The organism is Sorangium sp. So ce887 (genome assembly GCF_051521455.1).
Lineage (GTDB): Bacteria > Myxococcota_A > Polyangia > Polyangiales > Polyangiaceae > Sorangium.
The window spans coordinates 1,859,907-1,876,497 of record NZ_CP150354.1 but is presented as its reverse complement, the minus strand read 5'-3'; the positions used below and the strand labels follow the sequence as shown (position 1 = coordinate 1,876,497).

Here is a 16,591-nt window from a genome sequence, read left to right as displayed (position 1 = left end):
GAACCGCGCCATGCGAGCCAACCATCCGTCCGAACGGAGGCGCCTCCGGGCGCTCTCGTCCCTGTCGAGCGCGCTCGTCGCCGCGCTCGGCCTGACGTTGCCCGCCTACGCCGCGCCCCCGGCCGCGGCGCCCCCGGCCGCGGCGCCCCCGGCCGCGGCGCCCCCGGCCGCGTCAGCGCCGGCCGCGACCAGCGTGAGCGTCATGATCCCGGTCGAGAAGTACACGCTCCAGAACGGGCTCGAGGTGATCCTGCACGAGGATCGCCGCACGCCCGTCGTGGCCGTCAACGTCTGGTACCACGTCGGTTCCAAGGACGAGCCGAGAGGCAAGAACGGCTTCGCGCACCTCTTCGAGCACATCATGTTCCAGGGCTCGAAGCATGTCGGCGAGGACATGTTCTTCAAGTACCTGGAGCGGGCCGGCGCGAGCGAACGCAACGGGACCACCAACACCGACCGCACGAACTACTTCGAGACCGTCCCGGCCAACGAGCTCGCGCTCGCGCTCTGGCTGGAGAGCGACCGGATGGGGTGGCTGCTCGACCACGCGAACGAGGAGACGTTCGCGAGCCAGCGCAACGTCGTGAAGAACGAGCGCCGCCAGAACTACGAGAACGCGCCCTACGGCCTCGTGCCGCAGTTCCTCCGCGCGGCCCAGTTCCCGGAGAGCCACCCCTACCACCTGCTGACCATCGGCACGCCCGAGGACCTCGACGCCGCGCGGATGCAGGACGTCCAGGCCTTCTTCCGGACGTTCTACGTGCCGAACAACGCGACCCTCGTCGTGGCGGGCGACATCGCGCGGGACAGCGCGAAGGAGCTCATCCAGAAGTACTTCGGCCCCATCGCGAAGGGCGCCCCGCCGCCCGTCGTGTCGAAGCCCGACCCCGGCGACCTCGCGACCGAGAAGCGCCTCGAGATCGAGGCGGACGTGGAGCTGCCCCGCGTGACGATCAGCTGGGTGACGCCGCCGGGCTTCGCGCCCGGCGACGCGGAGCTCGACCTCGTCGCCAACGTCCTTGCCTCGGGCAAGACGAGCCGGCTCTACAAGAAGCTCGTCTACGATCTCCAGATCGCGCAGGACGTGTTCGCGGGCCAGCAGTCGAGCCAGCTCGCCAGCACCTTCCAGATCACGGCCACGCTGAAGAAGGGCAAGTCGCCCGAGCAGGCGCTGAAGCTGATCGACGCCGAGCTCGAGAAGCTGCGCAAGGCGCCGCCGACCCAGGACGAGCACGAGCGGGCCCGGGCGAAGCTGCTCTCGGATCTGATCTTCAGCATGGAGCAGGTGACCGCCCGCGCGAACGCCATCAACAACTACAACCAGCTCGCCGGCGATCCGGGGTACTTCCCGAAGGACGTGGCCAGGTACGAGGGGGTCACGGCCGCCGACCTGCAGAAGGCGACCGCGGATCTCCTGCCCCGGGGCAGGCGCGTGATCGCCCTCGTCACGCCGAAGCCGGGCGCCCCGAAGGCCGGGCGCCTCGTGAAGCAGACCGAGGCCGCGGCGCCGGCCGGCGCGAAGCCCGCCGCGGCGGCGCCCGCGGCGCCGGCAGCACCGGCGGCCGACAGGCCCGCGGTCGCGCCGGCCATCAAGAAGCCTGCGGGCGACAAGCCCGCCGTCGACAAGCCCGCGGCCGGCACGGCCGCGCCGAAGGGGGGTTGAGCCATGCGCATGAAACGAATCCTCTCCGTCTCGCTCGCCGCCGCGGCGCTCGCCGCCTGCGCCTCGAACCCGCCGGCGCCGCCCGCCGCGACCGGCAAGGCGCCGTCCGCGCCGCCCCCCGCCGCGGCGCAGCCGCCCGCGCCGGCGGACGCTTTCCGGAAATCGTCGCCGCCCCCCGGGCCGGAGGTGGTCTTCGTGCCGCCGCGGATCGAGGAGGCGAAGCTCGCGAACGGGATCCGCGTCCTCGTCGTGGAGCGGCATGAGCTGCCGATCGTCGCGGTGGACGTGACCACCGTCCGCGGCGCCGACCAGGCCGATCCGGGCGTCGGCGCGTTCGCGGGCGCGATGCTCACGCAGGGCACCCGGACCCGCACCGCGCTCCAGTTCAGCGACGCGCTCGGCAAGCTCGGCGCGAACGTCTCGTCCGGGGTCAACTTCGACGGCGGCGGCGTGCAGGGCCAGAGCGTGACGCCGCGGTTCGGCGAGCTGCTCACGCTGCTCGGCGACGCGTACATGAACCCGTCGTTCGCGCCGGCCGAGATCGAGCGCGAGCGGTCGCGCCGCATCACCCAGCTCGCCGAGATGAACGACCGGCCCGCGTCGCTCCTCTCCATCACCCAGGGCCTGGTCCTCTACCCCGAGGGCCACCCGTACAGCACGCCGCTGCTCGGCACCGAGGCGGCGCTGAAGAAGATCACGGCGGGCGTCCTCGCGAAGTTCCACGCCGCGCAGTTCCGGCCGGAGCTGACGACCGTCGCCATCGCCGGGAACATCACCAAGGCCGACGCGGTGAAGGAGGTGGAGCGGGTCTTCGGCGCCTGGAAGGGCCCGAACGGCGCGCCGCCCGTCCCGGCGAAGGCCGAGCTCCCCGCCGAGCCGCCGGCGGTCGCGGCGGGCGCGCCGCGCATCGTGCTCGTCGACCGGCCCGGGCTCACCCAGTCGACCGTGACGGTGACGCTGCCGGGCGTGCCGCGCGCGACGAAGGACTATGACGCGCTCCTCGTGATGAACACCCTCCTCGGCGGGCAGTTCTCGAGCCGGCTCAACCTGAACCTGCGCGAGAAGCACGCCTACACCTACGGCGCGCGCTCCGGCTTCGACATGCGCCACGGCGCGGGCCCGTTCTCCGCGGGCGGCGCCATCGTGCGGGAGAACACCGGCCCCGCCGTGAAGGAGATCCTCGCCGAGCTCGAGCGGATGCGGAGGGAGCCGGTCACGATCGAGGAGCTCGCGGACGCCAAGGCGAACCTCATCCGCCAGCTGCCGGCCCGCTTCGAGACGGCAGGCGCGACCGCGTCGACGGTCGCGAGCCTCGCGGTCTACGATCTGCCGCTCGACGAGTTCGGAACGCGGCCGGCGAGGATCCAGCGGATCACGCCCGCGGACGTGCAGCGGGTCGCGCAGAAGTACCTCGTGCCCGAGCAGCTCCGGGTCGTCCTGGTGGGCGACGCCGGCGCCCTCGGAGAGCAGCTCCCGGCGTTGCAGCTCGGTGAGGTCACCGTCCAGAAGGCGCCGGGCGTGAAGGCCGGACAGCCGGCGGCCGGCAAGCCCGCGGCGCCCCAGGTCGGCAAGCCCGCCGCGCCCGCGGCGCCCCAGGCCGGCAAGTCCGCCGCGCCCGCGGCGCCCCAGGCCGGCAAGCCCGCGGCGCCGCCGGCGGCTCCCCCTGCAGCGAAGAAGCCGTGAGAACCGCGGTGCCGCTCGCCTGCGTGGGCGCGCTGGCGTGGAGCACGCCAGCCGCCGCGCAGGTGGGCCCGGCGGCGCCGGACTGGGCGTTCGGGACGCCGGCCGGCGAGGTGGCCGTCGCCGCCGCCTGCACCGCCTCGCTCGCGACGTACCTGCTCCCCCAGCGCCGCTCGGCGTGGGGCGCCGCCTCCAGCGTGGAGCGCGACGAGACCCTCGGCCTCGCCAGCGACATCACCGGCGCCGCGGTCGGCACGCTGCTCGTCCTCGGCAGCGGGTACGCCCTCGAGGGCGGCTACCTCGCGGGCGCCGGCGTCCCCCACCCCTTCTCGCGGGCGCTCAGGACGTCGCTGATCGAGGTCGAGGCGGCGGCGCTGGCGACCGGCCTCTCGAGCATGATCAAGCGCCTGTCGGGCCGGTGCCGTCCGCGCTCGTGGCGGACGGATCGATGCGGGGACACCGACCTCGATTTCGACGCCTTCCCGTCGGGTCACACGACCCCTGTCGCGGCCATCGCGGGCGCGCGCCTCAACCTCGCGCTGCGCACGACCGGCGACGCCGCGCCGCGCCTCGGCGCGCTCGCCATCGCCGAGGCGGCCACCGTGGTGACGATGGCGCTGCGGATCGGCTCGGGCGCGCACTCGTGGCAGGACGTCGGCGCCGGCATGATCCTGGGCCACGTGACGGGCTTCGCGATCGCGGCCATCCACCCGATCGCGCCGAGCGAGGCGCTGTATGCCGCAGGCGCGCTGCCCGGTCCGACGCCGGAGCCCGCCACGGTCACCTGGTCGTGGACGTTCTGATCTCGTCGATGAGGCGCCGCCGAGCCCCGGCCGCTCCGCTCAGAGGCCCATGCAGTTCGCGTAATACGTCACGGTGGCTGGCCAGTCGGAGAAGACGCCGCGAACGCCCACGTCGCGCGCGAGCACGTCGAGCATCACCATCGTGTCGCCGTCGTTGTCGATGCCATCCACGACCGACTGGTAGTAGTAGCCACCGCCGCTCGCCAGCGGCCCCGAGCGCTCGAGCGTCCACGTGATGATGTCGAGGCCCGCGGCCTTGGCGGCCTCGGCGTACTCCGAGGGCACGATCTTCTCATTCTTGTCGAGCGTCACGAGCGCGAACAGGGGCGGCGCGATGATCTTCACGCCCTGATCCGCGAGGCTCTGCATCCCGGACACCGCCGTCTCGTACCCCTCGGGCGTGTCGACACGGTCGTCGAGGTACACGGCCTGCGCGCCGAACTCCGGTTCTTTCTCGATCCAGTAGAGCACGTCGTCGAGGCTGAACGATTGCGCGAACACGCTCTTCGGGTCGACGCCGGCCGCCTTGTACTCGTCGATCATCTGCTGTGCGTAGTCCTCTTGCGCGTAGTCGCCCTCGTACGGCATCTCCACCTCCGGGGCCTTGAGCTCGGGCGTGAACTTGAGCCCCAGGCTGGAGAAGAGCTCGATGCTGTCGGCGTGCGTGAGCAGCGTGCCGCAGGTGGCGTAGAGGTCCGTGCGGAACGCGGGCGTCGAGACCATGTACTCCTCGACCGTGGTGGCGTCCGGGTTCGCGGAGTCCATCTTACCGCAGAGCTGCTTGAACTCGGCGAGCGTGATGTCGCTCGTGCAGCACTTCACCGACGCAGGCGTGCCGGCCTCGGCGTCGGCCGGAACGAACGGCTCCGAGCACTTTTCGGCGAGCTCCGGGATGGCGAGGATATTCGTCGTCGTGTGGAGATCGCACTGGGCATGACGGCACACCAGCTGGCGGTCCTTGGTGAAGGCCACGTCGCACTCCACGATGCCGGCGCCCATGCGGGCGGCCGCCTCGTAGGACTCCCTCGTATGCTCGGGGAACTGCATGCACGCGCCGCGATGGCCGATCGAGAAATCGGTGCGCTCGAAGGACCCCTCGGAGCACGCCAGGAGCGCCTCCTTCAGCTCTCCCTCATCCATGTCCTCGACGAGGTAGTACGGCCGCGGGCCGAGCTGCACGCTGTACTGCGCGGCCTCCTCCTCGGGCGGAGGGGCCGGCGGGGTCGCGGGCTCCACCGACTCGTCGCCGCCGGAGCAAGCGCTCGTCGCAGCGACAGGCAACGCGATAAGCGCCAAGGCGGTGCTGATTCTGGCGCTCTTCTTGTTCATGGTACACTCCCCTCTGGGTAGATTGAAGTCGGGACGTTATCTCGCATGTTCGCGTGCGCATGTGTCTTGTGCGAAACAACGAGGCGACATCCCTCCCCCACGTGTCGTCGACTCTCGAGAGCGCAGCGAGCGCTCGAGGGCGGCGGGCCGCGTGAACGCGCCGGGCACCCGAGCGCGCAGACCACCGCGAGCAGGCCGCGTCGCTCGCGCGGCCGATCCCGAGGACCCGCTCGAGCGGCGCGTTGTCGCCTGAGGCGGCGGGGCGCGGGGCGCGGGCGCGCCGGCAGGCCGCGATCCATGCTCGCGCCATGCCCCTCTTCGAGAAGCGCACGCGCATCGCCGCGCCCCCCGAGCGGGTCTTCGCCTTCCACGAGGAGCCCGACGCCCTGGAGCGGCTCACGCCCCCCTGGGAGCGGGCGCGCGTCCTGGAGAAGACCGGCGGCATCCTGGTCGGCGCGCGCGTGGTCCTGGAGGCGCGCATCGGCCCCGTCCCGGTGCGCTGGGTCGCGGAGCATACGCAGTACGAGCAGGGCCGGATGTTCCAGGACACGCAGCGCAGCGGGCCCTTCAAGCGCTGGGTCCACACCCACCGCATGGAGCCCGACGGCTCGGGCGGCTGCACTCTCACCGATCGCGTGGAGTACGAGCTCCCGCTCGGACTCATTGGCCGGCTTGGCGGAGCTCGCTTCGTCCGGCGCAAGCTGGAGCGGATGTTCGACTACCGCCACGAGGTGACGCGGCGGGCCTGTGAAGCCCCGCCGCGGTAACCCGCTCGCTCAAATCGCCGGCGTCGCGGCCATCGCACGGCGCGCCCCCTCACCGCAGCCATCGCGCCGCGCGCGGGTGCCGCAGCCCCTGCCCTCCGCGTCAGCGGCGCGGATCGCCCTCGGGCCGCCCACCCGGGTGCGCCGGATCGAACTGCGCTGGCCGGTCTTCGTGCGGTCCGTCCGCCGTGTATCCCCGCTGCGAGGCGCCCTGCTGGCGAGCGATCTCCTCGATATCGCTCGATCCCTGCGTCGTCTGGTCGTGGTCCAGATGCCGCGTCGGCGCTCCCGGCTCCTGCTGCTCGCCGCCCACCTGCTGCTCAACCTGGTTGCTCGGTCCTGCGTGCTCTTTCTTGGGTTTCATGGTGTCCCTCTGGAGCCCGATCGCCGAGTGTAAAGCCCCAGGTGGCGAAGGCAGGCGCCGCCCCAAGATCTTCGCAGTGCCGCGGCGTGCGGCGACGTCAAGGCGGCGACGTCACGGAAGAGGAGCATGGCTATCTATCCTTGCGGCCGCTACGGCTCGATCAACCGGGTTGCTGTGAGGCAGGCGCAACGGGGAAGGATTGATTGATTCCGCGCCGCTCGATGCGCCCATTTCGGTTTCTGCAGGGCCCCGATACGCTGCAGGGATGTGGGCTTGGGCGACGAGCGGAACTTGGCCGGTCACCCCCCTCTCGGCGTAGTCAGGCGTCGTGCCGAGCACACCGCACGAGGTCCTGATCGTCGCATTGCGAGAGCAGCCGGGGTTGCTCGGCGCGCTCGTCTCCAAGCTCACCGGCGTGCAGCTGCCGCGGCGCCTCAAGCCGGCCGACACCACGCTTCGCTTCGTGAAGCCCGCAGAGCTGCGGCTCGATCTCGTTCTCCAGGGTGGCCGGCGCCGCTGGGTCCTCGTCGAGCTGCAGCGCAGCGTCGACCCGGCCAAGCGCCGCCGGTGGCCCCTCGCGGCCAGCCTGCTCTTCAGCCAGACCGGCGCGCTCGGCGACGTGATCGTCATCACCGCGCGCCGCGCTGTCGCCCGCTGGGCCGAGCGCGTGGCGTGCGTGCGGACGCGCCTCGGGACCGTGCTCCAGCTCAAGCCGGTCGTGCTTCACCTCGGCGACGCCGAGGGCAGAGCGCTGCTCGACGAGCGTCACCCGGAGCTCGCGCTCTTCGCGGCCTGGGCCATGCAGCACCGCCATGGGCCCGGGGCGCGCGCCGTCGTCGAGCGGGCGTTCGAGCTGACCGAGCGGCTGCCGCGCGGATTGCGACGGGCCCAGCAGCGTGCGATCCTTTCCGTGCTCAGCGAGAGGATGCTGGAGCTCCTCAGGGAGGCCTCGATGAACCCCGACAAGATCCCGGAAACACCCGCTGCCAGGAAGCTGCGTCTCTTCCTCGAAGCGCAGGGGCGGAAGAAGGGCCGGGCCGAGGGCGAGGCCAAGGGCCGGGCCGAGGGCCGGGTCGAGGGCGAGGCCAAGGGCCGGCAAAACGCGCTGCTGACGCTGTTGCGGGCGCGCGGGCTCTCGCCCTCGCAGGACGACGAAGCGCGTATCCGGGCCTGCGCCGACGCGGCGAAGCTCGACCGGTGGATCGCGCAGGCCGCCACGGCCACGACGGTGCGCGAGGCCCTCGGGACGAAGACCCGGGCCGCGAGGGCTCGCCCCCGCACGCCGGCTCGCCCCCGGCCGACCCCCGCGTCGCGCTCCTGAGCCGCGCCGGCCTCCGCCGCTGCGGCGAGGCCGGTGCGTCTCATCGCGGCGACGATGCTGACAGGTTCGCCGTGGCCGCGAACGCGATCCCGCTCTGCAGATCGCGGCGGGTCACGATGCCGGCGAGGTCGATGTCGAGGCCGACGATGGCCTGGGACACCTCGGGCCGGATGCCGGTCAGGACGACCTGCGCCCCGAGCAGCCGGACCGCCCGCGCCACTTGCAGCAGGGCGTTCGCCGAGCCCGTGTCGATGTGCGGCACGCCCGTGACGTCGATGATCGCCACCCGCGCTTGCCGCTCGACCACCTTGCCCAGCAGGTTCTCCATCATCTGCTGCGCCCGCCCCGCGTCGAGCACGCCCACCAGCGGCAGCACGAGGACGCCCTGGCTGATGGGCACGATGGGCGCCGACAGCTCCATGAGCGTCTTCGCCTGCATCCGGAGCGTATCCTCGAGCTGCTTTCGCTTGGTGATCACCTCCGTGAACAGCATGATCCCGCCGATCTCGCCGGTCGAGGTGTACCACGGGAAGATCTTCCACATCCCCCATTCGACGTGTCCGTCAGCCCGCGGGAAAGGCTCCTCATCATTCCCTTCCGAGGCCCCTGCGAGGCAGCGCTGATGGATCGCCTTCCAGTGCTCGGGGACGTCGGGAAAGACCTCATAATGGCACCGGCCGATGATCTCTTGATCGCTCAGGCCGAACTCCGCCCGGTAGCGGTGACTGGCCATGACGTAGCGCATCTCCCGATCGAACATGGCAAACGCGGCCGGTGTGTAGGTGACAAAGAGGCGCACATGCTCCTCGCTCCGGCGGAGCGCCTCCCGGAGGTGATCCCGCTCCGCCTCGGCCTGCTCCAGCTCCCGGATACGCTGCCTCAGGCGCTCATGCTCCTCAGCGACACCCTTGTAATCTGTATCACGGCTCATCCAGTCCCTCGGTTCTGTCCGGGACTGTATATCAAAGAAGCAGGGCCCGTGGCGATCGAAGCAGCGCAGCGCGTGCGCCGGCGGCGGGGGCGTTCGCCGCTTGCCGCGCCTCGCGCGCGACGCCCCTTCGGCGCACTCTTGGTCGCAACCTGCGTAGCGATGTTCCTTCACCCCAGGTTTCCGTGATTCACCTCGGTCGCCCACATCGGCGCTGGTTGTGGAAAGCACGACCGAGCTAGACAAAGGCGCGCACCCTCGCCGGAACGTGCTCGGTGCCGGGATGGACCGCAAGCACGCCTCGCTCGGCCAGCTGGGTAGTCCTGGTCAGGCCGATCTGCTCGGCGGCGTGCCCTGCGCCGGCGCCCAGCGTGCTTCGTGTGCGGTCTTGAGACCGGCGACGTCCAGCTTCACTCTCTTCAGCATCGCGTCGGAGACGCGGCGCGCCTTCCTCCGCCTCCTTTTGAAGATCTGGCCGGCTTTCACGCAGAGCTCGCGATAGGCTGCCTTCTTGCCCGTGGGTACCGGAGCAACGAAGCCGTCGATGTAGCTCATGGGCGCGATGGCCGACCGCGCAAGACGTCCTGTGCTTCCCGGCGCACCTCGCGCAGGAGGGCGGCGGCGACGGTGCCGGGGTGTGTGCGCTCCGGCGCGGCGCCGAACGCGGCGAGGACCTCCGCGAGCGGGCGGGGCTCCTCGTCCGCGGGAGGCGGCCCGCCGAGGCGGGCTCCCCCGAAGAAGAAGCCCGCGGCGTAGAAGGCCAGGGCGATGGCGCGCGCGATGCGCGACCGCGCGCGCTCGTCGTCGCCCGCGGGCCTTCCGAGGTACGCCTCGAGCAGGGCCTCGCGCTGCTCGGGCCGCGGGTACGCGAAGATGCCGAGCTGCGCGAGATCGACGAACGGGTCGCCCGCGCCTGCGGTGGTCCAGTCGACGAGGTACACGCGGTCGGCCGTCACGAGCACGTTGTTCGGGTTGAGGTCGCGGTGACACGGGGCCGCGTGCGCGTGGGGCGCGCTCACCCGCTCGAGCTCGTCGACGGTGCGGACGAGCTCCGCCGGGAGGCCCACGCCTGCGAGCGCGGCGCACTGCGCGTCGAGGGAGCGCAGGAAGTCCATGCGCGACGGGCTGCGCGGGAACGGCGGACCGTCGTGGAGCCGCCGCAACGTCGTCGCGACCCGCTCGAGCAGCGTCGGGTCGCCCGTCGGGCGGAGCGGCGTCCCCGCGATGCGGTCCATGATCGTCACGCCCGTCCGCGCGTCCGCGTGGTGCAGGCGCGGGGCGACGCCGCGCTCGGACGCGACGCGCATGCACGCGATCTCGCGCGCGACCCGCTCCGGATCGCTCGGATCGAGCGGGAAGCGCTTCGCGACGTACGGCGCGCCGTCGACGACGAACGCGAGCAGCGCGGCGCCGGAGAACCCGCCCGAGAGCGAGGTCACATCCTCGACTGGGCGCCCGGGGAACGCGGCCTCGAGCGCGGCGGTGAGGTCCGGGTGCATCTCCGGGGCGCTCATGCCGTCCCCCGCGTCGAGGCGAGCCGCTTCGCGTAGAGACGGCTCCGCGCGGCGAGGTCGGCGGGCTGTGCCCAGTCCCATCCGATCGCCTGCCAGTCCGGGTCGTCGGGGTCGAGCCCGAGCGACGCGACGAACGCGCGATCGGCGACGAAGAAGTGGTGCTTGTACGTGAGAAGATAGCTGCGCGGCGCCTCGGGGAGCGCCTCGACGTGGGCGCGCGCCTCGACGTGGGTCGCGAACCAGTGGTGCAGCACGCCGCCATGCCCTCCGTAGAGCAATGTCCCGAGCTCGGGCGCGCCGGGCTCTCCGGCGAGGGCGAGGCGGGCGCGCTCCCAGCTCGAGAAGCCGCACTCGCGTGCGACCACAGCGAGGCAGTGCTTCCGGCGCAACCCGGGAACGGCCGCGGCGAGCGCGGCCTCGTCGGCGCGCCGGAGCTCGGGCAGCGCGCGCAGGCGCGCCAGCGCCCCGGCGTCGTTCGATGCGAGCCGCTTGTGCAGCAGCTCGGCGCGGGTCTTCAGCTCACGAACGGGATCCATCATGGACGTCTCCTCTCGAATCGGCCGCTACCCGCTCCCTCGGCCCGAGGATGTCGACGTGGTCATGACGGTGCGAGGTGACCCGCGTTCGTCGCGTGCAGGGTGAAAGGCTTCTTTCCGGCGGGGAGGGCGCCCCTGCGCACCCAGGTAAGCAGGCTAGCGCTCCGCGTCGGGGCGCGCCAGGCGGAAGGCGCGGGGGCTCACGCTCGCACCGAGCCGCGCGTGCGCATGCGGTGACGGCGCTCCGAAGGCGGTTCGGCCGCCTCTCCGGCGCCGAGATCGGTGCTCCGATGGCGGTTAGGTCGCCTCTCCGGCGCCGAGATCGGTGCTCCGATGGCGGTTCGACCGCTCATCCAAGACCCCGATCGGTGCTCCGGAGGCGGTTCAACCGCCCCTCCGGCGCCGAGATCGGTGCCCAGGGGGCGGTTCAACCGCCCCTCCGGCGCCGAGATCGGTGCTCCGATGGCGGTTCAATCGCCCCTCCAGGCCCCAGTCGATGGTCCGGAGACGGCTCTACCGCCCTCCACCACCGTCATCGCAGGCGCGCGCGCGGCTCGGTGCGACCGCAAGCCGTTGCGCGCAAGCGCTTGCGCAGCAGCGCAAGGCGCGTCGCGTCCCGCGCCCCCCTCCGCCCGCGTACGTCTCGGCGATGCCGAGCTGTTCCAGCCTCATCCGCTGCCGGACATCGACAGCAGACCTCGTCGCGCTGGCATGGCTGTTGATTCCTCCTGAGGCATCGTCTGAGGGCGATCGCGATACCACCCGTCCGCTGTGGTTCATCACTGCATCGACGGGTGCCCGCTCACCTTGCGAGGGAGAAGCTGATGCCGAGATCCAAGCCGAGCACGAAGAAATCTGTACCCGCCAGGCCTGGCGCGCCGAGCGAAGCGGCCAAGGCGTTCGCGCTCGTCGAGCCCGAGCTCGACGACGTCGGCGAGGTGGTGCCGATCAACGTCGATATTCCGCGCGCCGTCTCCGTGGCCGTCGGGGCTGTCCCGCACCTTCACGCGCTGCGCCCGCGGTTCGTGGAGGAGCTCCCCAGGCACCCTCTGAGCCAGCTCGACAAGCTCCAGACGTACGCGCTCGCCGCCTGGTATGCGCACCTGCTCGCGCTGCCCGCCTCGGTCGGGCAGGACGCGCTCAAGCGGCTCGTCGACGAGGCGGCGCCGCTGCGCGAGGACCTGCTCGTCGCGGCGGAGGCGCTGGCGCACAAGGGGATCGTGGACGCGCCGCGGGTGGCCGAGATCCGCAGAGGTCAGGGGCACCTCGACACCGCCAACGACCTCGTCGCGCTCGCGGCGCTCTTCAGCGAGGTCTGGGACGCCGTGAAGAACAGGACCACGGTCGAGTGGAGAGACGTGGAGCGCGCCTCCCAGCTCGGGCCGGAGCTGCTCGTCGCGCTGGGGGCCCGCCAGCAGCCGGGCCTGCCGGCGCCGAAGGCAGGCGACGCGGCCGAGCGGCGCGCGCGGGCGTTCACGCTGCTCGTGAACGCCTACGATGCATGCCGACGCGCGGTGTCGTACCTGCGCTGGAAGGAGGGCGACGCCGACGCGATCGCGCCGTCGCTGTTCGCGCGGGGCGGCGGGCGCAAGCCGGGGGCGGGGAAGAACAACGCGGGTGGTGGCGACGACGACGGCGCGAGCACGGAGCCTGGCGCGCCGGGCGGCGAGCCCCTGCTGGAGCCCACCGTGGAGTAGCTGTTCCTGGCGCCGCTACCCTGGACTCCACCCCATCCTCCCTCCACCCGCGCGCGGCGCGCATCGCCCTGGCTGAACGTCGGCGAGGACGGCGCTATCATCGTGGAAACGCGATCGTCTCGCGGACCGGGAGTCTGCCGTAGCCGCTGCCGACAACGGCGGTCGCGGCTCGGGTCGCCCCTCATCTCGCGAGGAGCAGACGGCGCAGGCCGCTGGTCACGTTCGACCACGCTTCGTCCTCGCTGGCCCAGGCAGTGATGGGGTGCTCATTTTCTGGGAGTGACTGGAGCATTCCGAGCGGAGACTCACGCCAGTCCGATGGGCGTACGAGCACCGGCACGACGATCGGTGCGCTGCTTTGGCTCATCCGCCGCAAGGCACGATCCATTTGGTCGATGCAGCCTTCGTGGGCGAGGAACGAGGCGCTTATCAGGCAAAGGACGATATCGGACTGGTCCAGGCGTTCGGCGAGCGCATCCGCAATCGCGCTGCCGGGGAGCAGGTCTTCGGCGCGGAAGGTCTCTATTAGCCCCTGTCGGTGGAGCACGCTCAGGTGTGTGCACAGCGCTCTCGCATGCTTGAGGTCGTCGGGCGCATGGCAGAGGAAGATCCGACGCGGGCGAGCCGCTGTGACGATGCGGTCCTCACCAGGAAGCCCTGGTCGATGCCAGGCCCAGCGAAGCGGGGCGGGGCGGGGCGTTGCGCCTGAGGAGTCCACGCGCCGACTAACGCTCGTGCGGATGGGCCAGAATCTGCGACGGTTGGAGCGGGCTCGCGGAGCTCCATGCGCGCGAGGCGCTGGCCGAACAGATCGCCAAGGCCAGCTTTGAGCGTACTGGGCTGAAGCGCCTCCGCGATGCGCACGAGGGCCATCTGGTGGATATGCACCTGCTCCCATACACGGAGGTAAAGCGCTTCGGCGACGCGCTCCAGATCAGCACGACACGAACCGCACAGACGCACGATGGCGGTATCGCCCTGTACACGGTACTCGGCCACATAGCAGTCCGTTTCGCGACCTAGCACGCCAACGATCATCCCCTCGACGAGCAGCTTGTCGAGGGCGCTCAGCCGGGTGCTGAAGCACAGGAGGAGCCCCTCGCGATCCATCACGAGCCGCGCCTGCGCCCCTCGAGATGCGCGGTGCTTCGCGATGCTCGTCATGATCGCCACCGTCGGGGTAGTCACCGCGAAGACGATCACACGAAGCAGGTTGTTCTCTGTGTAGTGGAACGGAATCCCGTGGTCAGAGAAGTAGAGCGCGAAGTAGACGCAGGAGATGAGCGCGGTGATGATTCCGCCCCAGAGTCCGGTGCTGAAGGCCACGAAGACGACGATCATCGAAAGGATCGCCGGCGGATTTGGGACATTCCAGCCAAGTGCGGCGTATATAAACTCGATCAGGCCGATGATGCTGAGCACAAGAAACGGCCCGAACGTAAGATTCCAGAGCTTCCCCCTGAAAGGGCGCGCGTTAGACGGGTCGGCCGAGAAGGCGCGATCAGGGACCGCTGGCAGGGGAGCCTCGGCGCTCCCCTCGGCGGCACGGCGTGAGGGTTCCTCGGTCGACCACATTGCACCTCTACAGATAGCGGCTTTGCGAAGGGGCGTCGACTGTGGGCTACGCGGGCCTGGTCGCTCCGCTTCGCCGGGCGCTCCTCGGAAATTGGCGCGTCGCGACCGAAGGAGGCGGGCGCAGGCGCCGCTGGCAGCATCCAGACTGCGAGCCCGAGCACATGGGCGCGCCGGCCGCGAGCGGGGAGCGCGCGAGCACGGCGCTGGAGTCGAGGTCGACGGCATGCAGGGTGGCGTCATCCTCGTCGGCGAGGAGTCGGCTCGCACTGTCATAGGTCAAAGAGTGAGCTCGGGCGGGTCTGGAGGAATCACGACACGCGGTGAGCTCGCAGCGGCCAGCCGGAGGAAGTCCGAGCCGTTGAACGTCACGAGCGCATCCGCGCCGGCCTGCTCGGCAGCCACGAGGTGCAGGGCATCGAAGAGGACGCCGGAGGAGAACTGGCGCTCGGTGCACCGCTTCATCGCCTCGTCGTATACGGCCGGATCCAGAGGGCGGACGTCGAACACGCTCCGAACCCGACCCACGATTTGCAAGGCCTGCTCCGGGGTGGCTCGCGCCGGGTTCGGCAGGCGCGTCAGCACGGACCAGAGCTCCGCGAGGGCGTGCCAGGTGACGAGGCCGGTCACCCGTCCCTCGGCCACCGCATCGAGCCAGACGACGGCGCGACCATGAAGCGGATGCGCCCGGTGCAGTCCGGCGACGAGCGCGCTCGTATCGAAGGCGATCTTCACGAGCCGCCCTGGATGCGCCCGGCCCGTGCATCGCGATCGGGGCGATGATCGAACGCATCGGCGGGCACGGTGGCGTCGGTGTCGACCAGCAGAAGACCATGCCGCTCGGTCAAGGTCACGCCCCCGCGGCGAGCTGGCTCCTCTGCGCCAGGGACGTCGCTCGCCGCCTCGTGCGCGACGAGCTCGATCACGCGGAGCCGGTCGGGGACAGGTAGGGCGCGGATAGCGGCGACGATCTGGTCGACGGTCATGTCCGGCAGGATGCCATCCCCGCAGCTCTCGAGAAAGTCGACGATCCCGTTGCAGGGCATCGAACGGGCGGAGCGGACGAGTGGCCCGATTTTCGGCATCGAGCTCGGCCGGCGGCAGCGCTGGCACCGGCGGGCCGACGGGAGCGCCAGCTCCTGCGGGCCGGTGATTTCCGTGGCGGACAGCAGGGCGGACTCCGCCCCGGGTCGGAGCCTCGGAGCCTCCTCCACCGGCAGCCCCAACCTGGGTCGGGTCGCTCGCGCTAGCTGAACAACGCCGGCTCGCCGGATCGCGACCCAGGCGTCAGGGTGCCCTCACCTCGCCGCTCCCCCCTCCCCTCCCGGCGCCTCCTCGCCCGGCGCCTCTCTTCCCGCCCCCTCCTCGCCCGGCGCCCCACCGTCCCTCCGGCGCTCCCGGCAGCGGCCCAACACTTTCTGGATCATCGGCAGCGGCAGCGCGAGATCCAGCGAGAAGCGGCCGTTGCGCGGGCTCACGCTCGCCAGATCCAGCAGCTCGGCGAGCTGCTCCGCGCCGTCCGCCTGCGCCTTCAGCCGGCCCAGCGAGAGCGCGGTCCCGAGCGTCTTGCCGAGATCGTCCACGTCGGCCGCCACGGGTCCCGTCACCTCGGCCACGATCGCGACGTCCTCCGACGCGTCGACATGCAGCTCCACCTGGCCCACCGCGCCGCGCAAACGCTCGGCAATGTCCGGCGCGCTCCCCTCGAGGAGCTCCGCCACGTGGTCGGCCGAGAGCACCCCGTACGCATCCCCGTAGCTCGCCCACTCCGGGATCACCGGCGGCGCAGGCGCGACCTTGTCCTCGAGCCTGTCGATCGCGGCCTCGATCGCCTGCACGTCCGTGCCGACGAACGTGAGGCCGTCACCCCAGCTGCCGGACACAAGCAAGCCCTCCTCCTCGAACAGCGTCCCTTTCGCGCCGTACGCGCGGCCGCTCCCCCGCCGGGAGTCCAGGCGCTCCGACGGGGACTGTCGTCCCGATACCACCAGGAGGCCCCCCGACGACGCCGCGATCCGGTCGATGTCCTCGAGCACGTCGATCCCGAACTCACCCCCGAGCTCCTCGAAGCCATTCATCTCCATCCTGGCGAGCATGCAATCGAGCCAGAGCTTGCCCGCCGGCGACTCCTTGAGGGCGCTCGCCTCGAAGACGACCACCGACGTGGCCTTGTCCGTGGGCAGCGCCGTCAGCAGCGGGTCGCGCCTGGGCTTTTGCTCCTGGCTCGGGTCCACCTCCCGCGATGGCGGCAGCGTGCGGCGGCGCTGGCTGCGCTCGTGCTCCGGGCCGCGCGGGCCCCGCGGGAACTCCACGCGCGGCTTCTTCGCGGACGTTGTCTTCTCGTCGCCGCGCGCCATGAGCCACGCAGCGAGGCCGAGGAGGAGGACCGCAGCGAGGAGCCAGGCTCGATGACGCATGGA

At 71.4% G+C, this 16,591-nt stretch carries 17 protein-coding genes; 6 read left to right on the top strand and 11 right to left on the bottom strand.

Features of this window, described 5'->3' with window-relative positions; all coding sequences use genetic code 11:
• Positions 1-10 precede the first annotated feature (10 nt).
• The 3 genes from WMF36_RS07135 to WMF36_RS07125 are packed head-to-tail and all read left to right on the top strand — an operon-like array spanning position 11 to position 4,146.
• Complete coding sequence (locus tag WMF36_RS07135; protein WP_437578847.1) at positions 11-1,663, top strand: M16 family metallopeptidase; 1,653 nt, start codon at positions 11-13, stop codon at positions 1,661-1,663.
• Positions 1,664-1,666: 3 nt separating this feature from the next.
• Entirely contained in the window at positions 1,667-3,346 is a 1,680-nt protein-coding gene (locus tag WMF36_RS07130; protein WP_437578846.1) for a M16 family metallopeptidase, read from the top strand.
• Positions 3,343-4,146, top strand: coding sequence for a phosphatase PAP2 family protein (locus tag WMF36_RS07125; protein WP_437578845.1), 804 nt, complete (start codon positions 3,343-3,345; stop codon positions 4,144-4,146). The genes WMF36_RS07130 and WMF36_RS07125 overlap by 4 nt, the downstream gene beginning before the upstream one ends.
• A 39-nt stretch (positions 4,147-4,185) precedes the next feature.
• On the opposite strand, the gene WMF36_RS07120 is transcribed toward WMF36_RS07125, so the two are convergent.
• Positions 4,186-5,475 carry a glycerophosphodiester phosphodiesterase family protein gene (locus tag WMF36_RS07120; protein ID WP_437578844.1) on the bottom strand — a complete coding sequence of 430 codons (1,290 nt, stop codon included), beginning with the start codon at positions 5,473-5,475 and terminating at the stop codon, positions 4,186-4,188.
• 308 nt (positions 5,476-5,783) lie between these two features.
• On the opposite strand from WMF36_RS07120, the gene WMF36_RS07115 reads away from it, so the two are divergent.
• Positions 5,784-6,242: an SRPBCC family protein gene (locus WMF36_RS07115; protein WP_437578843.1), complete on the top strand. Its 459-nt coding sequence runs from the start codon at positions 5,784-5,786 to the stop codon at positions 6,240-6,242.
• Positions 6,243-6,342: 100 nt separating this feature from the next.
• On the opposite strand, the gene WMF36_RS07110 is transcribed toward WMF36_RS07115, so the two are convergent.
• On the bottom strand, positions 6,343-6,603 hold the full coding sequence (locus WMF36_RS07110; protein ID WP_437578842.1) for a hypothetical protein: 261 nt from the start codon (positions 6,601-6,603) through the stop codon (positions 6,343-6,345).
• A gap of 328 nt (positions 6,604-6,931) precedes the next feature.
• Here WMF36_RS07110 and WMF36_RS07105 point away from each other — a divergent pair, with 328 nt between their 5' ends.
• Positions 6,932-7,924, top strand: a complete 993-nt coding sequence (locus tag WMF36_RS07105) for a hypothetical protein (protein WP_437578841.1) — start codon at positions 6,932-6,934, stop codon at positions 7,922-7,924.
• A gap of 40 nt (positions 7,925-7,964) precedes the next feature.
• Here WMF36_RS07105 and WMF36_RS07100 read toward each other — a convergent pair whose 3' ends face one another.
• The 4 genes from WMF36_RS07100 to WMF36_RS07085 all read right to left on the bottom strand — a co-directional run bounded on the left by WMF36_RS07100 (position 7,965) and on the right by WMF36_RS07085 (position 10,905).
• Positions 7,965-9,026, bottom strand: a complete 1,062-nt coding sequence (locus WMF36_RS07100) for an STAS domain-containing protein (protein ID WP_437578840.1) — start codon at positions 9,024-9,026, stop codon at positions 7,965-7,967.
• Positions 9,027-9,179: 153 nt separating this feature from the next.
• The gene (locus WMF36_RS07095; RefSeq protein WP_437578839.1) at positions 9,180-9,407 is read right to left on the bottom strand and encodes a DUF1428 family protein; all 228 of its coding nucleotides are present in this window, start codon (positions 9,405-9,407) and stop codon (positions 9,180-9,182) included.
• The gene (locus WMF36_RS07090) at positions 9,404-10,366 is read right to left on the bottom strand and encodes a phosphotransferase (protein WP_437578838.1); all 963 of its coding nucleotides are present in this window, start codon (positions 10,364-10,366) and stop codon (positions 9,404-9,406) included. The genes WMF36_RS07095 and WMF36_RS07090 overlap by 4 nt, the downstream gene beginning before the upstream one ends.
• Positions 10,363-10,905 (bottom strand): hypothetical protein, encoded by a 543-nt coding sequence (locus WMF36_RS07085; protein ID WP_437578837.1) that lies wholly within the window; start codon positions 10,903-10,905, stop codon positions 10,363-10,365. Before WMF36_RS07085 ends, WMF36_RS07090 begins: the two co-directional genes overlap by 4 nt.
• Positions 10,906-11,726: 821 nt before the next feature.
• Here WMF36_RS07085 and WMF36_RS07080 point away from each other — a divergent pair.
• Positions 11,727-12,599 (top strand): hypothetical protein, encoded by an 873-nt coding sequence (locus tag WMF36_RS07080; protein ID WP_437578836.1) that lies wholly within the window; start codon positions 11,727-11,729, stop codon positions 12,597-12,599.
• A 181-nt stretch (positions 12,600-12,780) separates the two neighbouring features.
• On the opposite strand, the gene WMF36_RS07075 is transcribed toward WMF36_RS07080, so the two are convergent.
• The 5 genes from WMF36_RS07075 to WMF36_RS07055 form a co-directional block, all read right to left on the bottom strand.
• Positions 12,781-13,152: a toll/interleukin-1 receptor domain-containing protein gene (locus WMF36_RS07075; RefSeq protein ID WP_437581863.1), complete on the bottom strand. Its 372-nt coding sequence runs from the start codon at positions 13,150-13,152 to the stop codon at positions 12,781-12,783.
• Positions 13,149-14,174: a DUF4118 domain-containing protein gene (locus WMF36_RS07070; RefSeq protein WP_437578835.1), complete on the bottom strand. Its 1,026-nt coding sequence runs from the start codon at positions 14,172-14,174 to the stop codon at positions 13,149-13,151. The genes WMF36_RS07075 and WMF36_RS07070 overlap by 4 nt, the downstream gene beginning before the upstream one ends.
• A 276-nt stretch (positions 14,175-14,450) precedes the next feature.
• Entirely contained in the window at positions 14,451-14,906 is a 456-nt protein-coding gene (locus tag WMF36_RS07065) for a type II toxin-antitoxin system VapC family toxin (protein WP_437578834.1), read from the bottom strand.
• Complete coding sequence (locus WMF36_RS07060; protein WP_437578833.1) at positions 14,903-15,217, bottom strand: hypothetical protein; 315 nt, start codon at positions 15,215-15,217, stop codon at positions 14,903-14,905. The genes WMF36_RS07065 and WMF36_RS07060 overlap by 4 nt, the downstream gene beginning before the upstream one ends.
• Before the next feature lie 252 nt (positions 15,218-15,469).
• Complete coding sequence (locus WMF36_RS07055) at positions 15,470-16,588, bottom strand: hypothetical protein (RefSeq protein ID WP_437578832.1); 1,119 nt, start codon at positions 16,586-16,588, stop codon at positions 15,470-15,472.
• Between the last annotated feature and the right edge of the window lie 3 nt (positions 16,589-16,591).

Excerpts from the sequence above, each read along its gene's own strand:
- WMF36_RS07135 (WP_437578847.1), top strand. The coding sequence starts at position 11 with ATGCGAGCCAACCATCCGTCCGAACGGAGGCGCCTCCGGGCGCTCTCG.
- WMF36_RS07130 (WP_437578846.1), top strand. The coding sequence starts at position 1,667 with ATGCGCATGAAACGAATCCTCTCCGTCTCGCTCGCCGCCGCGGCGCTC.
- WMF36_RS07120 (WP_437578844.1), bottom strand. The coding sequence starts at position 5,475 with ATGAACAAGAAGAGCGCCAGAATCAGCACCGCCTTGGCGCTTATCGCG.
- WMF36_RS07115 (WP_437578843.1), top strand. The coding sequence starts at position 5,784 with ATGCCCCTCTTCGAGAAGCGCACGCGCATCGCCGCGCCCCCCGAGCGG.
- WMF36_RS07110 (WP_437578842.1), bottom strand. The coding sequence starts at position 6,603 with ATGAAACCCAAGAAAGAGCACGCAGGACCGAGCAACCAGGTTGAGCAG.
- WMF36_RS07095 (WP_437578839.1), bottom strand. The coding sequence starts at position 9,407 with ATGAGCTACATCGACGGCTTCGTTGCTCCGGTACCCACGGGCAAGAAG.
- WMF36_RS07090 (WP_437578838.1), bottom strand. The coding sequence starts at position 10,366 with ATGAGCGCCCCGGAGATGCACCCGGACCTCACCGCCGCGCTCGAGGCC.
- WMF36_RS07085 (WP_437578837.1), bottom strand. The coding sequence starts at position 10,905 with ATGATGGATCCCGTTCGTGAGCTGAAGACCCGCGCCGAGCTGCTGCAC.
- WMF36_RS07080 (WP_437578836.1), top strand. The coding sequence starts at position 11,727 with ATGCCGAGATCCAAGCCGAGCACGAAGAAATCTGTACCCGCCAGGCCT.
- WMF36_RS07070 (WP_437578835.1), bottom strand. The coding sequence starts at position 14,174 with ATGTGGTCGACCGAGGAACCCTCACGCCGTGCCGCCGAGGGGAGCGCC.
- WMF36_RS07060 (WP_437578833.1), bottom strand. The coding sequence starts at position 15,217 with ATGCCCTGCAACGGGATCGTCGACTTTCTCGAGAGCTGCGGGGATGGC.
- WMF36_RS07055 (WP_437578832.1), bottom strand. The coding sequence starts at position 16,588 with ATGCGTCATCGAGCCTGGCTCCTCGCTGCGGTCCTCCTCCTCGGCCTC.